Origin of the sequence: [Clostridium] scindens (assembly GCF_019597925.1) — a bacterium.
Lineage (GTDB): Bacteria > Bacillota > Clostridia > Lachnospirales > Lachnospiraceae > Clostridium_AP.
Genome location: NZ_CP080442.1, coordinates 1272877 through 1287340, shown reverse-complemented (window position 1 = coordinate 1287340; position 14464 = coordinate 1272877). Strand labels below are relative to the sequence as shown.

Below are 14464 nucleotides of genomic sequence, written 5' to 3'. Positions count from 1 at the left end.
ACAGCGTTGTTATTGTATCATAAAAGCGCGGCCTTGTCTAGATAAATTTTGTCTTTTTTACTAATTGTATCAGGTCCTCATTATTGCGGGTCCGGGTAAACATATTCAGGATATTGTCCACGGCTTCATCCGCGCGCATGCCATTCAGCGCCCGGCGCATAGTTTCTACTGCCTCCTGCTCTTCCCTGCTAAGCAGCAGGTCCTCTCTTCTGGTTCCTGACTTGGGTATATCGATTGCAGGGAACACCCTCTTTTCAGATAATTTACGGTCCAGCACCAGTTCCATATTGCCCGTTCCTTTAAACTCTTCATACACGACGTCATCCATCTTGCTGCCGGTATCAACCAGCGCAGTTGCCAATATGGTAAGGCTTCCGCCCTCGCGCATATTTCTTGCCGCTCCAAAGAACCGCTTCGGCATATGGAGGGCCGCAGGGTCAAGACCTCCGGACAAGGTTCTTCCTGATGGCGGTACCGTCAGGTTGTAAGCCCTTGCAAGCCTGGTAATGCTGTCTAAAAGAATCATGACGTCTTTTTTGTGTTCTACCAGGCGCTTCGCCCGCTCGATCACCATCTCTGACACTCTTTTATGATGTTCCGGAAGTTCATCGAACGTAGAATAGATGACTTCCACATTCTCACCCTCAATGGCTTCCTTAATATCCGTAACTTCTTCCGGCCGCTCATCAATCAGAAGAATCAGCAGATGAATCTCCGGATTATTCTGACGGACAGACAGGGCTACCTGCTTCAGAAGCGTCGTCTTTCCGGCCTTTGGCGGGGATACGATCATCCCCCTCTGTCCCTTTCCGATCGGCGACAGAAGGTCAACGATCCGCATGGCGGTGCTTGTCCTTCCACACTCCAGCCGCAGCCTTTCATCCGGGAAGATAGGGGTCATATCTTCAAAATTGGTTCGGCGCATAGCCCTCATCGGGTCCATCTCATTGATCCGGGTCAGATAGAGCAGGGCGCTGAACTTCTCCTGCTGCGTCTTAATCCTGGTATGGCCTTCCAGGATGTCTCCCGTCTTAAGGTTGAACTTGCGTATCTGGGATGGGGATACATAGACGTCATTCTCTCCCGGCAGATAGTTGGCGCTTCTGATGAATCCATATCCGTCCGGAAGCACTTCCAGGATGCCATGAGCGATCACTCCGCTGTCCAGCCTGTCAATATCATGGATCTCCTTATCTCCGGTATTGGCAGACATCTCTTTTACCGTCTCCTTGGAAGCCTGCTTTTCCTTTTCATCTTCTTCCAGCATGCGCTCAATAAGCTCTGCCTTCTTCATCGTAGATATGCCTTTGAGCCCTCTTGCTTTGGCAAGATCTTTTAACGTAGCTAAAGGCAGTGATTCATACTTTTCTCTCATCATCATTTATTCCTTTCATATTCACCAAAATTATCTATATCGGGAACACCAGTCTGACTTGACTCATCTGAAATATGAAAGTATTATACTACAATAATCTTGATTTTAAAAGTATTTCTTTATAATTCGCCTCTTTTAAACCATGTTATATCCGAGTTTTTATGACAAAACATAAAAAATCGCGACATAATCCCGGATTTTTCTGTTTGCGCCGCCCCCCCCTTTTCTTAACCTGCCCCTCCTCAAAACTTTCCTGAAACTATATTGATTTGAGGCTAAAGGAATGCTATTATAAAAAATACGGACTTATAAAACTTATTAATAAGAAGAAAATAAAAGAGGTGGTAATCCTATGACAACAAATGAAAAAGCACTGAAAATGCATGAGGAATGGCATGGAAAGATCGAGACGACCGCAAAATCCCATGTGCATTCCCGCGAGGATCTGTCTATTGCCTACACTCCTGGCGTTGCGGAGCCCTGCAAGGCCATTGCCAAAGATAAAGAGGCTGCTTATACCTATACCATAAAGTCAAACACGGTAGCCGTCGTCTCCGACGGGAGCGCGGTGCTCGGACTTGGCAACATCGGCGCCCATGCCGCTATGCCGGTCATGGAGGGAAAGGCCGTACTGTTTAAAGAATTTGGCGGGGTCAATGCGTTTCCCATCTGCCTGGATACCCAGGATACGGAAGAGATCATCCGCACGGTCGTCAACATCGCCCCCGCGTTCGGCGGCATCAATCTGGAAGACATCAGCGCTCCCCGCTGCTTCGAGATTGAAGAGCGTCTAAAAGAACTGCTGGATATTCCCGTCTTTCATGATGACCAGCACGGCACGGCCATCGTGGTTCTTGCGGGCATCATCAATGCCATGAAGGTCACAGGCAAGAACAAGGAAGAGGCCAAGGTCGTGGTAAATGGCGCCGGTTCCGCAGGAGTTGCCATCACCAGGCTGCTTCTTACTTACGGCTTCAGGCATATCACCATGTGCGATATCAATGGAATCCTCAGCAAGGAATCCCCGCATCTGAACTGGATGCAGGAAAAGATGGTGGAGGTAACCAATCTGGAAGGCAGGAAGGGAACTCTTAGCGATGCCTTGAAAGGCGCTGACATCTTCGTGGGCGTTTCTGCCCCCAACATTGTCACCAAGGAGATGGTGGCTTCCATGAATAAGGATTCCATCCTCTTTGCCATGGCCAATCCAGTTCCGGAGATCATGCCGGATCTTGCCAAAGAAGCCGGTGCAAAAGTTGTGGGAACGGGTCGCTCCGACTTCCCCAACCAGGTCAACAATGTAGTGGCATTCCCCGGAATCTTTAAGGGTGCTTTGGAAGGACGCGCCACCAGGATCACGGAAGAGATGAAGCTGGCTACCGCAAAGGCGATTGCCGGGCTGATTCCAGAAGACGAGCTGAACGAAGACAACATTCTGCCGGAAGCCTTTGATCCGCGCGTTGCAGATGTTGTCAGCCAGGCAGTAAAGGAACTGATTTAGTATGGTCAAACGCTGGGGTGATAAGAGATACTACTCTCTGGATCATTACCTGAAGAATACTTATGGAGAAAAACTGTATAAGATCTCTCTGGACGGAGGCATGACCTGCCCGAACCGTGACGGCACGCTGGGACGCCGGGGCTGCATATTCTGCAGCGCCGGCGGTTCTGGCGATTTTGCATCTGACCGCAAGTTATCCATTACGGAACAGATCGAGCAGGGGAAAAGGCAGGTTGCCGCCAAACATCCAGGCACCTCCTATATTGCCTACTTCCAGGCATACACCAACACTTATGCGCCAGTTGCCTATTTACGCGATGTTTTTTTGGAGGCCATCAGGCATCCCGAGGTAAAGATCCTCTCCATTGCCACAAGGCCGGATTGCCTTGGAGAGGATGTGCTTAAGCTTCTGGATGAACTAAACCAGATCAAGCCTGTCTGGATTGAATTAGGCCTCCAGACGATCCATCCTGATACAGCCCGCTTCATCCGCAGAGGATATGATCTTCCGGTATTTGAGCAGGCCGTATCCCGCCTGCGTCTGCTGAACATTGACGTAATTGTCCATACAATCCTGTGCCTTCCCGGCGAAGATATGGAAAAGATGCTGCGCACGGTGCGGTACCTGAACTGCCAGGACATCCAGGGCATGAAGTTCCAGCTGCTGCACATACTAAAGAATACGGACCTTGCAGGCTATTATGAAAAGCATCCATTCTACCTTCCTTCCATGGAAGAATATTTTGGAATCCTAGGCCAATGCCTGTGCGCCCTTAGCCCGGATATCGTCATACACCGGCTGACCGGAGACGGTCCCAAGCCACTCCTGATAGCCCCCTTATGGACAGGGAATAAGCGCCAGGTATTGAACCAGATGCAGGCATACTTTAAAAAGCAGGACATCTGGCAAGGAAAGGAGTTGTAACAATGGCCAAATCTTTTACACTATATAAACTAATCATACTCTACATGCTGAACAAGGTAGACTTCCCCCTGACCAATTCCCAGATATCGGAATTTATTCTGGATGAGGGATATACCACCTACTTTAAGCTCCAGCAGGCAATATCGGAACTGATCGGATCCGGCTTCATTCATGAGGAATCGACCCACAGCCGTACGTTCTACCACCTCACGGAAGAAGGGGCACAGACGATACATTTCTTCAAAAATGATATTTCTCCTGCTATTCAGGAAGATATCGATACTTTCCTGAAGGAAAAGCAATACGAATTAAAAAACGAAGTGGCCGTCAAGTCAGACTATTACCGAAATTCCAACATGGAATATTCTGTCCGTTGCCAGGTCATTGAGCAGGATACTCCTCTGATCGACCTGACGCTGTCTGTTCCCACACAGGCCGAGGCTGAGACGATCGCCAACAACTGGGCGAAAAAGAATCAGGAAGTCTATGCCTTAATCATGTCTCATCTACTTTAAAAGTCAAGCAGCGAGGTATTACTATGAAATTAAAAAAAATGGCTGAACTCTATATCAGTTTCTTTAAAATTGGCGGCCTTACGTTCGGAGGAGGGCTCGCCATGCTTCCCATGCTCCAGAGGGAGGTCGTGGAAGACCGAAAATGGTGCACCGACGAGGAACTGCTGGATATGTACGCGATCGGACAGTGCACGCCCGGCATTATCGCCGTCAATACCGCCACCTATGTGGGCTACAAGCAGGCCGGATTCCTGGGCGGCGTATCCGGAACCCTGGGCGTTATCTCCCCCTCCATTGTCATCATCTGCCTGGTGGCATCCATCCTGCAGAACTTCATCCATCTTCCTGTCGTCCTTCATGCTCTGGCGGGCATTCGGATCGTCGTCTGCGCGCTGATGCTCAATACCGTAGTCACCATGGCAAAGAAAGGAATTGTGGATAGGCTGGGCGCCCTGTTATTTGTCGCAGCATTCCTGCTGGCATGCTTTACCCCCGTTCCCACCGCTGTCATCGTCATCCTGGCGGGTATCGCGGGAGTCGTCATCAAAAAGATTGGAGGGCGGAAAGAATCATGATTTATCTGACACTGGCATTTGAATTCTTTAAGATCGGCCTGTTCTCCATCGGAGGCGGCATGGCCACCCTGCCATTCCTTATGGACCTGACCACCAAATACGACTGGTACACTGCCAGCGATCTGGCCAACATGGTGGCGATCAGCGAGAGTACCCCCGGCCCGGTGGGCATCAACATGGCTACCTTTGCTGGATACAGCGTAGCCGGCATCCCTGGCGCGCTGGTGGCAACCCTGGCGCTGACGGCGCCTGCTCTGATTATCATCGTGATCATCGCAAGGTTTCTTGAGAATTTCAGCGAGAATCCTACGGTAAAGGCCGTATTCTATGGCATCCGCCCTACCGTGGCAGCCCTGATCGGCTATGCGGTATGGGAACTGTTAAAGATCGCCCTGGTATCTACCGTGAATGGTTCTTTGCATATCAACGTGACCAGCGTCGTCATATGCCTCGGAACCTTCCTGCTTCTTCAGGTAAAGAAACTGGGAAAACTGCATCCCATTTTATGGATCCTGGCCGGAGCGGTCATTGGAATCGTACTGAAAATGTAACCTTAACGGCAAGAGCCTTCCTGGTCTTCAAACCAGGAAGGCTCTTATTCTTAATCTTATTTTTAACGGCGCTCCCACTATCATTTCTCCAGGGCTTGGCCGGCAATGGCCCAAAGATACAGGCTGGCCACCGTCCCATATGGGCTATATCTCTTCCGGTACTTCTCAAACAGGTTTTTATCCATCTTCCGGTGATGGTACAGGATCTGCATTCCTTTCAGGATCGCGCCGTCCCCATAACTTAGCACGTCAGGCCTCTGCATGCAGAAGATGAGAAGCATCTCGGCCGTCCATACGCCAATCCCCCTCAGGGATGACAGGGTCTTGATCACCTTCTGGTCATCCATCCGATACAACTCCTCCAGATCCAGTTCTCCCAGGCAGACTTTTTGGGCAAAATTTTGGATATACTCGGCCTTTCTAAGCGACATTCCCAGACCTTTTAGTTCCTCCGCCTGATATTTTAAGACCGTGTCCGCCGTCACTTCTCCCACCAAATTCCTGAATCGCCCCCACACGGTAGCCAAAGCCGCATTGGATATCTGCTGCCCTATGATATGGTGCACCACTGACTGGAAGATATCTGCGTCCACCTCCCGGTAGATGTGTCCGATATGATCAATGGCTTCTCCTAATTTCTTATCCTTTCTTTTCAGGTATTCAATCTCTGTATCGCCATATTCAAAATACATTCGTCCGTCTCCTTATCTTGCATGTTCCTTTACGGCTCCTTATAACACTCATGATCAGAATAAGAATTCGCTCATCACATAATTGCTGATATCAATCCCCTGGTCGGTAAGCCTTACATAATCCCCTGCTTCCTCCATTAAGCCTTCGGCATACATCCGCTTAAGCACGCGGCTATACTTGCTCTCCATGGTACAGCCAAATTCTTTCAGGAATCCAGACTTTGTAACGCCTTCCATCTTGCGAAGTCCCAGAAACATATACTCTTCCATCTGGTTTTCCCAGCTTAATTCCTCCGGCTCTTCTCCTTCGCTCCATCTCCTGCTGCCGATCAGGGAAGCCGCGCCGGTTCCGATTCCCAGATATTCGGTCCGGTTCCAGTAGCCAAGATTGTGCCTGCATTCAAAGCCTTCTTTTGCGTAGTTGGATATCTCGTACCTACGATAGCCATACGCCCCAAGTATCTCCCTGGTAAAATGATACATCTGGCGTTCTGTCTCCTCATCCGGCAGTTCTTCCTCATGCCTTGCATCCCGGTAGCGCTCATAGAAAGGCGTTCCCTCTTCGATGATCAGGCTGTAGGCGGATATATGCTCCGGCCCAAGGCCTGCCACCTTTTCCAGGCTTTCCTTCCATCCGTCCAGGGTTTGGAACGGTATCCCGGACATCAGGTCAATATTGATATTTCCAAATCCTTCTCTTCTTGCCATCTCGTAGGTATGAAGAAAATCCTCAAATGTATGGATTCTTCCCAGGACCTTCAACTCCTCGTTTCGGACGGACTGCAGTCCGATACTCAGGCGGCTGATTCCCACCTGGCGATATGCGATCAGCTTCTCCGGGGATACCGTTCCCGGATTCATCTCAATGGTGATCTCTGCATCCTTGTCCACCATGAACGTCTCCCGTACCGCATCAAATATGGAGAATACCTGTGCCGGAACAAGGAGGGAGGGGGTCCCTCCTCCTATAAATATGCTTACAACATGATAAGCCTCTGCCAGCGTCCTGTAAGAACGGATCCGCTTGCAAAGGCTTTTCACATACTCCTGCCGCTCCCCCTCTTTCGAGGGCGCGGACAGGAAATCACAATATTTACATTTACTGATGCAAAATGGAATATGAATATATAATTCTAATGGCCTCATTATTTATCATCCAACTTTAATACGCTCATAAAGGCTTTCTGCGGGATCTCCACGTTGCCTACCTGCCGCATGCGCTTCTTGCCTTCCTTCTGCTTCTCCAGAAGTTTTCGCTTCCGGCTGATGTCACCGCCATAGCACTTGGCAAGCACGTCCTTTCGCATAGCCTTTACCGTCTCTCTTGCTATAATCTTGCTACCGATCGCCGCCTGGATCGGGATCTCGAAGAGCTGCCTCGGAATCTCTTCCTTCAGTTTCTCGCACATCTTGCGGCCCCGCTCGTAAGCCGTATCCGCGTGAATAATGAAGGAAAGGGCGTCTACCTCCTCCTTGTTGATCAGAATATCCAGCTTCACCAGATTCGACTGCACGTAGCCGTCCATCTCATAATCAAAAGAGGCATAGCCTCTGGAACGAGACTTCAGTGCATCAAAGAAGTCATAGATAATCTCATTCAAGGGCAGATGATACCGAAGCACCGCACGGGTTTCTTCGATATACTCCATTCCTTCATAGATGCCGCGCCGCTCCTGGCACAGATCCATGATCGCGCCGATGAACTCGGAAGTCACCATAATCTCTGCCTTTACCATTGGCTCTTCCATATATTCGATCTCCGACGGGTCAGGAAGATTGGACGGATTCGTCAGTTCGATCACTTCCCCGTTGGTCTTGTATACTTTATAGATAACCCCCGGCGCCGTGGTTACCAGATCCAGATTATACTCTCTCTCCAGACGCTCCTGGATAATCTCCAGATGCAGAAGCCCCAGGAAGCCGCAGCGGAATCCGAAGCCCAGCGCTATGGATGTCTCCGGCTCAAACTGCAGGGATGCATCATTGAGCTGCAGTTTCTCCAGCGCGTCCCTAAGATCCGGGTACTTCGCCCCGTCCGCCGGATACATGCCGCAGTACACCATGGGATTGACCTTTTTATAGCCCGGCAGAGGCTTGTCGCATGGCCGGGATGCATCTGTGATGGTATCGCCTACCCGCGTATCCTTCACATTTTTAAGGCTTGCAGTAATATAGCCAACCATTCCGGCATTCAGCTCGTCGCAAGGAATGAACTGTCCGGCCCCGAAGTAGCCTACTTCCACGACTTCCGCCTTTGCACCCGTTGCCATCATCTGAATCGGCGTGCCTTTCTTTACGCTGCCTTCCTTAATCCTGCAGAAGACAATGACGCCCTTGTAGGAATCATACAGGGAATCAAATATCAGCGCCTTAAGAGGCGCTTTTGGGTCTCCCTGGGGCGCAGGGATCTTCTCCACGATCTGCTCCAGCACCTGGTCTATATTCAGTCCTGTCTTTGCCGATATCTGCGGCGCATCCGCCGCCTCAATGCCGATCACGTCTTCGATCTCTTCGATAACGCGCTCTGGTTCTGCGCTTGGCAGATCTACCTTGTTGATCACCGGCATCACATCCAGATCGTGGTCCAGCGCCAGATAGACGTTGGCAAGGGTCTGAGCCTCCACTCCCTGGGCCGCGTCCACCACGAGAATGGCGCCGTCGCAGGCTGCCAGGCTTCTCGATACTTCATAGTTAAAGTCTACATGTCCCGGCGTATCAATAAGATTGAAGATATACTCCTCCCCATCCTTGGCCTGATAAACGGTACGAACGGCCTGGGCCTTGATGGTAATGCCCCGCTCTCGTTCCAATTCCATGTTATCCAGTACCTGGGACTGCATCTCCCTGCTGGTAAGAAGGCCCGTCTTCTCTATGATTCTGTCTGCCAGCGTAGATTTTCCATGATCGATATGCGCGATAATACAAAAATTACGAATTCTGCTTTGATCTATTCCTGCCACTTATATCCTTCCCCTTAGCTGTATATTTCTCAAAGTTCCAGCGGACATACTTATGAAGGCACCTGCCTGTCCTGCCCGCTGCCATGCGTCCAGTATATCACGGGGAACTATATTTTACAATGAAAAGTTCCACGCTCATCCTGTCGTTCAGCCGCCCGGTCTTCACCATTTCTTCCATATTCGCTGCATCTTCCATAATGCTTCTTAGTTCTTCTTTGGAGAAGCTGTGGCACTGCTTTATATACTTGCCTGCAACAAACGGGTGAAGTCCTGCCGTCTTCGCGATCTGCGACTTCTCATAGCCGCGCCCCGACAGATCCTTCACTTCCATCAGCAGTTTGAACTGGCGGGAGAGCAGGTACAGAATCCGCATAGGAGGCTCTTTCAGCGCCAGCAGGTCATAATAATAATGAAGCGCCCGCTTCTGCTGTTTTGTGGCTACTGCTTCCACCATATCGAAGATCTTATTGGTAATCTGCGTGGTGCAGATCTCATCTACATCCTGGACAGTAATCTCCGTCTGTCCCAGCGTATAGGAGAAGAGTTTTTCCATCTCTTTTTCCAGATTCTCCATATCCGTCCCGGTCTTGGCCACCAGATACCGGGCTGTGGACTCTTTGATCTGCTTTCCTTCCTTCTTAACCATCCCGGCCAGCCAGTACAGAAGCGTCTTTTCGTCCTGACGTCCCATCTCCACGGCCCGTCCCTTGTCCTTGACGGACTTGTACATCTTGCCCCGCTTATCTACTTCGCTTTCCACAAAAAGAAAACATGCCGTCTCTGGCATATTCTTAATATAATCCGCAAGTTCCGGAGTCGCATTCTTAAAGAAGCCAGAATTCTCCACCACGATCAGCCTGCGATCCGCAAAAAACGGCATTGTCTCAGCCAGATCAATCAGTTCCGCCGGGTTCGTGCCTTTCCCTTCATAGTAAGCATAGTTCACGGTGTCGCCTTCCGGAAGCATGGCTTTTGTAAGCTTATCCTTATACTGCTTTTTTAAATAGGCCTCCTCCCCATAGAGGAGGTAGGCCTGCTTGAATTGTCCTGTCTTAATATCTTCGTTTAAACTTTTCATTACCTTACCATATCTCTGGATATCTCAGAAAGGCTATGCGCGCCGCACATTGCCATAGTGTCTTCCAGTTCTGCCGCCAGTTTTGCCGTATAGGCAGCAACCCCTTCAGCGCCTCCGCCATATACCGCGGTTACGAACGGACGTCCAATGAGCACCGCATCCGCGCCAAGCGCCAATGCCTTAAAGATATCCACGCCGGAACGGATGCCGCCGTCCACCAGAATCTTCATATCATTTCCCACTGCATCGGCGATCTCTGCCAGCACCTCTGCCGTAGCCGGGCACTGGTCAAGCACGCGCCCGCCATGATTGGATACGACGATGGCTGCCGCTCCGGCTTCTTTTGCCTTCAGCGCGCCCTTTACCGTCATGATGCCCTTGATGATAAATGGCACTTCTGCCTCCTTCACGATCTCGCGAAGTTCTTCCACTGTCTTGCTTCCTGCCGGAGGGGTCAGGTTCTTGAGGAATGGAAGCCCTGCCGCGTCAATATCCATAGCCACTGCAAAAGATCCTGCATCCTTGATCATCGCAAGTTTTTCTTTCAGCGTATTGATATCCCATGGTTTTACGGTCGGAATGCCGTTTCCGTCCTTCTGCTTGATCGCCCTGGTCGCGCCTTCCATTACCGCCGGATTGGTTCCGTCTCCGGTAAATGCGGCAATCCCCGCGTCCGCGCAGGAAGACACCAGGATATCATTATATTCCAGATCATCATACTTGTCTCCATAATGAAGCTTCATGGCGCCAATCGGTGCCGCAAAGATTGGATACTTGAATGTTCTGCCAAAAATCTCAGAGGTCAGATCCACCGGTTTATTCTCGCAGATAGTATCCATATTAATACACAGTTCCTGCCACTTGTCATAGTTGCGGATTGCCACCGTCCCGCTTCCTTTTGCACCCGGTCCCGGCACTTTGTTGCTGCACGCCTTGCCATTGCATACCGGACAGGCCTTGCAGAATTCTCCCATACAAGTTTTGGCATTGCTTAATACTTCTTCATAAGTCATTTTTAATTCCCTCTTTTCCTATCTGTCTGTTTTCATCTCTTCTTAGAAGTATACTGTTTTTTTCCCTCAAATTCAACTACCAGTCTGGTATAAGAAAACTATTTTTTCTACCCCAGATTTTCCAATTTTCAGTAGATGGTCATTTTTCCATCCTTGACCTCTATCATAACCGCGCCTTTGTCCTGGGTAGAATAGATCTTTATTCCCCTTTCTTTAAGACGAACAAGCGTCTCCTGATGAGGATGTCCATAGCGGTTCTGCTCCCCTGCGGATATGATGGCAAATGCCGGCTGAACACTCTGAAGGAAGCGTTCGCTCGTAGAATTTCTGGACCCATGGTGCGCCACTTTCAGCACCTCCCAAGTCCGGGCCTGCTCCGTTTTTGTCAGGCGTTCTGTCAGCAGTTCTTCCCCCTTCCCTTCCACGTCCCCGCTAAGCAGCATATCAAACTCCCCGCTTGAAAGGGCCAGGACCATGGACGCTTCATTGCCTGGCTGGATCTCATCCCCTTTTGCCGGCTGGATGCAGGATAAGGCCGCCTCCTTCTCCTGGATGCCTTGTCCCGGCCCGATCTCCGCCACTTGTATCCCTGCCTGGCGCGCCATATCAGCAAGGCTGCAAAGAGATTCATCCCACGCCTCCTGCATCGGCAGTACCAGGGTGCCGATCTCTATGCCGATCTTTCTGCGCTCAATAAGGTCTGCCACGCCGTTCATATGGTCGCTGTCGCCGTGGGATATCAGGACATAGTCCAACCTCCCCACTCCGCGGGATTTGAGGAACGGCTCTATCCGGTATTGCCCTACCTTCTTTATATCGCTGCTTCCTCCGTCAATCAGATAGGTGCCGCCAGCTGGGCCTTGGATGAATATCCCGTCTCCCTGCCCTACATCCAATATCGTCACCGACAGTCTTCCTTCTTCTCCGAACCGAAATGTCAGTATGAAAATTCCGGCGGCAAGGGCAAGCAATGGCATGATTCTTATCCTGCCCGCAGTTTCCATCCCGGAGGCTTTCTTTATTTCTTTCCGGCGCAGCCGCCTAAGGAATACCAGTGCTGCCGCCAGCAGGATATAGTAAGCCGCGATCTGCCACAGTCGGGGCTTTCCTGCAATCATACGCGCCCCGGGTATGCCCATGCCAATCTCACTGCATTTCTCATAAAGCCAGAGAATTACCTTGCAGATTCGAAGCCCAAAGACGGCTATGGGAATGCCTGCCGCATACGCAGCGCTTCCCAGCAAGCCCAAAAACAGCATGGCAGACATCAAGGGAATTACGAACAGGTTCAGAAGTAGGGAGTAGGGTGGAAATTCAAAGAAATAGAATAACATGACAGGAAGTATCGTAAGGTTGATGCTCACGCTTGCCCAGAAGCCTTGCACTGGCAGCCCCTTGAAGATGGGGAGGACGATGATCATGGCAAATACCGCTCCAAAGGACAGCCAGAAGCCTCCGTCATACAGGCTAAGCGGCCTCCATAAAAGGACAGCCGCCGCTGCTGCCGCAAGTGCCGTAGGCGGGTCATAATGCCGTCCCGTCATATCCGCGCCCACCCGGAATAAGAACATGACCAAAGCACGGACAGCGGATATCGTAACCCCGATCATCATGACGTATAGGACCAGAAGCAGGATGCCTGCGATGCCTCCTGCCGTATAGGAGCCTGTCATCCTTCTAAAGATTCGGTACGCCCCGATACCGATAAAGGACAGGTGAAGCCCGGAGATGGCCAGGATATGCCCGATTCCGCTCACCTGATACAGTTCCTTCGTGTCCGGATCCATCTCGGACTTTTCTCCCAGCAGCATTGCGCTTAGGACATTGCCATCCTTCTCCCCCATTGCCTGGATCAGTGCCTTCTTCCACTGGCTGCGGAATTCGGACAGCCAGTCCCTGATCTTCCATATGGAGTCGTCCACGACTTCTACCTCTTTGGCCCAGGCCGACCCATGGATGTCCTGTCTCTGATAATAGAGTTTCTGGTCAAAATTCCCCGGATTGCGGGCATTTTGGAAAAAGGACAATTCTCCTGCAGCCCTTATGGCATTGCCGATATGTATCTGTATTTCGGGATCTGTATATAGAATAAACTTGGATTCTTGAAACGATTGTTTCTGATCTTTTTGAATTTGTAAAATAGAATTATTCTTTAGATAGACTGCCTGATGCTTCTCTCTTTTCTCGATCTTATATGCCTGGCCGGTAATGGCAAGCACCTCTCCCTGCTTCGCGCGTATTTCCAGCGGGGAGGGCCGCAGCTGGCGGATCAGCGCGCTGTCTCCCGCGAAAACGCTTAAGACGACCCCCGCCAGCAGTATCAGGCATGTACATAACAGCGGCCTGTTTTTCATTTTTCACTCTCCTCCACAATATCCAGGTCTCTGGACAAAGGCTTGCTCAGATCAATGCTGTCCATATACTTGATATCGGATTCTCCATTGATGGATATCTGTACCCTGCTGGAATTGCCTCCGTCTATCACCGAATTGACGATGGAATACACCGTAAGCCTGGGATTTAGCACATAGGCATTGTTGAGAAACCCTTCATCCAGGTTCACATAGCAGATGCTGTCTTTTAACGATACCCCCAGGACTTTCGTCTCCGGCGGGATCACCGGCTTTCCCTTATCTGATGAAGGTCCCTTTATCAGCTGCTCCACGATCAGTTTCTCAATGGAGATATTACTGTTATACCGGACGCTTACATCCTCCCTCACCAGTTTATCGCCCTTGTCATTGGCAAAATAAAGGCGCAGTTCCCCCTGTTGATAAGAATGCAAAGAAGAGCCCGTATTCTGTATAAAATCTTCGGCCCGCATGTATCCGATCAGGTTTCCGTTCCTGTCCGTAAGCGGCTCATCCTCTATGAAGAAGTCTATATAGTCCACGCCGGCAATCTGTACCAGCGTCTGGACCACCGCCGCCCGAAGCAGCACCTCGGATGCCAGCGGCATATCCTTATAACTTCCATTAAAATGAAGATCCAGCTTAGTATCATTCAGTGTCCAGGTCTTGATGCGTACCTCTTTGGGGAACACGCTTTTATAATCAATGGAGTCTGGCTCTTTCTTCATTGTTTTCAGCACATCTTTAATCTCATCCTCCACAGAATCGCCTTTGATCTTATAGGATTCCTTAACCAGCCCGGTGCCCTTCTGGTTCACATAGTACAGATATGTGCCGGAGCCATCCGGCTCCTTTCCCTTTCCGCACCCGGCAAGAAGGAGGACGCACAGCGCAATGCACAGGCTGGACCAAAATTTATTTTTCATAC

The 14464-nt window shown here is 50.4% G+C and carries 13 protein-coding genes; 5 read left to right on the top strand and 8 right to left on the bottom strand.

Annotation, left to right across the window (positions count from 1 at the left end; all coding sequences use genetic code 11):
* Positions 1–37 precede the first annotated feature (37 nt).
* Positions 38–1375 (bottom strand): transcription termination factor Rho, encoded by a 1338-nt coding sequence (gene rho / locus K0036_RS06165; RefSeq protein WP_025644374.1) that lies wholly within the window; start codon positions 1373–1375, stop codon positions 38–40.
* Between the two features lie 352 nt (positions 1376–1727).
* Between rho and K0036_RS06160 the strand changes: the two genes are divergently transcribed.
* Genes K0036_RS06160 through K0036_RS06140 form a run of 5 tightly spaced genes read left to right on the top strand, consistent with a single transcriptional unit; the run spans position 1728 to position 5442 of the window.
* On the top strand, positions 1728–2876 hold the full coding sequence (locus K0036_RS06160; RefSeq protein WP_173692944.1) for an NAD(P)-dependent malic enzyme: 1149 nt from the start codon (positions 1728–1730) through the stop codon (positions 2874–2876).
* Position 2877: 1 nt separating this feature from the next.
* Positions 2878–3801, top strand: coding sequence for a TIGR01212 family radical SAM protein (locus K0036_RS06155; protein WP_220430961.1), 924 nt, complete (start codon positions 2878–2880; stop codon positions 3799–3801).
* Positions 3802–3803: 2 nt separating this feature from the next.
* On the top strand, positions 3804–4316 hold the full coding sequence (locus tag K0036_RS06150) for a DUF4364 family protein (protein ID WP_025644380.1): 513 nt from the start codon (positions 3804–3806) through the stop codon (positions 4314–4316).
* 23 nt (positions 4317–4339) lie between these two features.
* Positions 4340–4891, top strand: a complete 552-nt coding sequence (locus K0036_RS06145) for a chromate transporter (RefSeq protein ID WP_025644382.1) — start codon at positions 4340–4342, stop codon at positions 4889–4891.
* Positions 4888–5442, top strand: a complete 555-nt coding sequence (locus K0036_RS06140; protein ID WP_173692942.1) for a chromate transporter — start codon at positions 4888–4890, stop codon at positions 5440–5442. The genes K0036_RS06145 and K0036_RS06140 overlap by 4 nt, the downstream gene beginning before the upstream one ends.
* Positions 5443–5522: 80 nt before the next feature.
* Here the strand turns inward: K0036_RS06140 and K0036_RS06135 are convergent, their stop codons facing one another.
* The 7 genes from K0036_RS06135 to K0036_RS06105 form a co-directional block, all read right to left on the bottom strand.
* Positions 5523–6134 carry a DNA-3-methyladenine glycosylase family protein gene (locus K0036_RS06135; RefSeq protein ID WP_025644384.1) on the bottom strand — a complete coding sequence of 204 codons (612 nt, stop codon included), beginning with the start codon at positions 6132–6134 and terminating at the stop codon, positions 5523–5525.
* Positions 6135–6188: 54 nt separating this feature from the next.
* Complete coding sequence (gene hemW, locus K0036_RS06130; RefSeq protein WP_220430960.1) at positions 6189–7280, bottom strand: radical SAM family heme chaperone HemW; 1092 nt, start codon at positions 7278–7280, stop codon at positions 6189–6191.
* Positions 7280–9094, bottom strand: coding sequence for a translation elongation factor 4 (gene lepA, locus K0036_RS06125; RefSeq protein ID WP_025644389.1), 1815 nt, complete (start codon positions 9092–9094; stop codon positions 7280–7282). The genes hemW and lepA overlap by 1 nt, the downstream gene beginning before the upstream one ends.
* Before the next feature lie 97 nt (positions 9095–9191).
* Entirely contained in the window at positions 9192–10172 is a 981-nt protein-coding gene (gene holA / locus K0036_RS06120) for a DNA polymerase III subunit delta (RefSeq protein ID WP_025644391.1), read from the bottom strand.
* Complete coding sequence (locus K0036_RS06115; protein ID WP_025644393.1) at positions 10172–11185, bottom strand: alpha-hydroxy-acid oxidizing protein; 1014 nt, start codon at positions 11183–11185, stop codon at positions 10172–10174. Before K0036_RS06115 ends, holA begins: the two co-directional genes overlap by 1 nt.
* A gap of 128 nt (positions 11186–11313) precedes the next feature.
* Complete coding sequence (locus tag K0036_RS06110; protein WP_220430959.1) at positions 11314–13539, bottom strand: DNA internalization-related competence protein ComEC/Rec2; 2226 nt, start codon at positions 13537–13539, stop codon at positions 11314–11316.
* Positions 13536–14462: a GerMN domain-containing protein gene (locus K0036_RS06105; RefSeq protein ID WP_025644396.1), complete on the bottom strand. Its 927-nt coding sequence runs from the start codon at positions 14460–14462 to the stop codon at positions 13536–13538. Before K0036_RS06105 ends, K0036_RS06110 begins: the two co-directional genes overlap by 4 nt.
* Positions 14463–14464: the final 2 nt, after the last annotated feature.

Coding starts and splice junctions, on each gene's coding strand:
- K0036_RS06160 (WP_173692944.1), top strand. CDS start 1,728: ATGACAACAAATGAAAAAGCACTGAAAATGCATGAGGAATGGCATGGA.
- K0036_RS06150 (WP_025644380.1), top strand. CDS start 3,804: ATGGCCAAATCTTTTACACTATATAAACTAATCATACTCTACATGCTG.
- holA (WP_025644391.1), bottom strand. CDS start 10,172: ATGAAAAGTTTAAACGAAGATATTAAGACAGGACAATTCAAGCAGGCC.
- K0036_RS06105 (WP_025644396.1), bottom strand. CDS start 14,462: ATGAAAAATAAATTTTGGTCCAGCCTGTGCATTGCGCTGTGCGTCCTC.
- K0036_RS06145 (WP_025644382.1), top strand. CDS start 4,340: ATGAAATTAAAAAAAATGGCTGAACTCTATATCAGTTTCTTTAAAATT.
- K0036_RS06110 (WP_220430959.1), bottom strand. CDS start 13,539: ATGAAAAACAGGCCGCTGTTATGTACATGCCTGATACTGCTGGCGGGG.
- hemW (WP_220430960.1), bottom strand. CDS start 7,280: ATGAGGCCATTAGAATTATATATTCATATTCCATTTTGCATCAGTAAA.
- K0036_RS06115 (WP_025644393.1), bottom strand. CDS start 11,185: ATGACTTATGAAGAAGTATTAAGCAATGCCAAAACTTGTATGGGAGAA.
- K0036_RS06155 (WP_220430961.1), top strand. CDS start 2,878: ATGGTCAAACGCTGGGGTGATAAGAGATACTACTCTCTGGATCATTAC.
- rho (WP_025644374.1), bottom strand. CDS start 1,375: ATGAGAGAAAAGTATGAATCACTGCCTTTAGCTACGTTAAAAGATCTT.
- K0036_RS06135 (WP_025644384.1), bottom strand. CDS start 6,134: ATGTATTTTGAATATGGCGATACAGAGATTGAATACCTGAAAAGAAAG.
- K0036_RS06140 (WP_173692942.1), top strand. CDS start 4,888: ATGATTTATCTGACACTGGCATTTGAATTCTTTAAGATCGGCCTGTTC.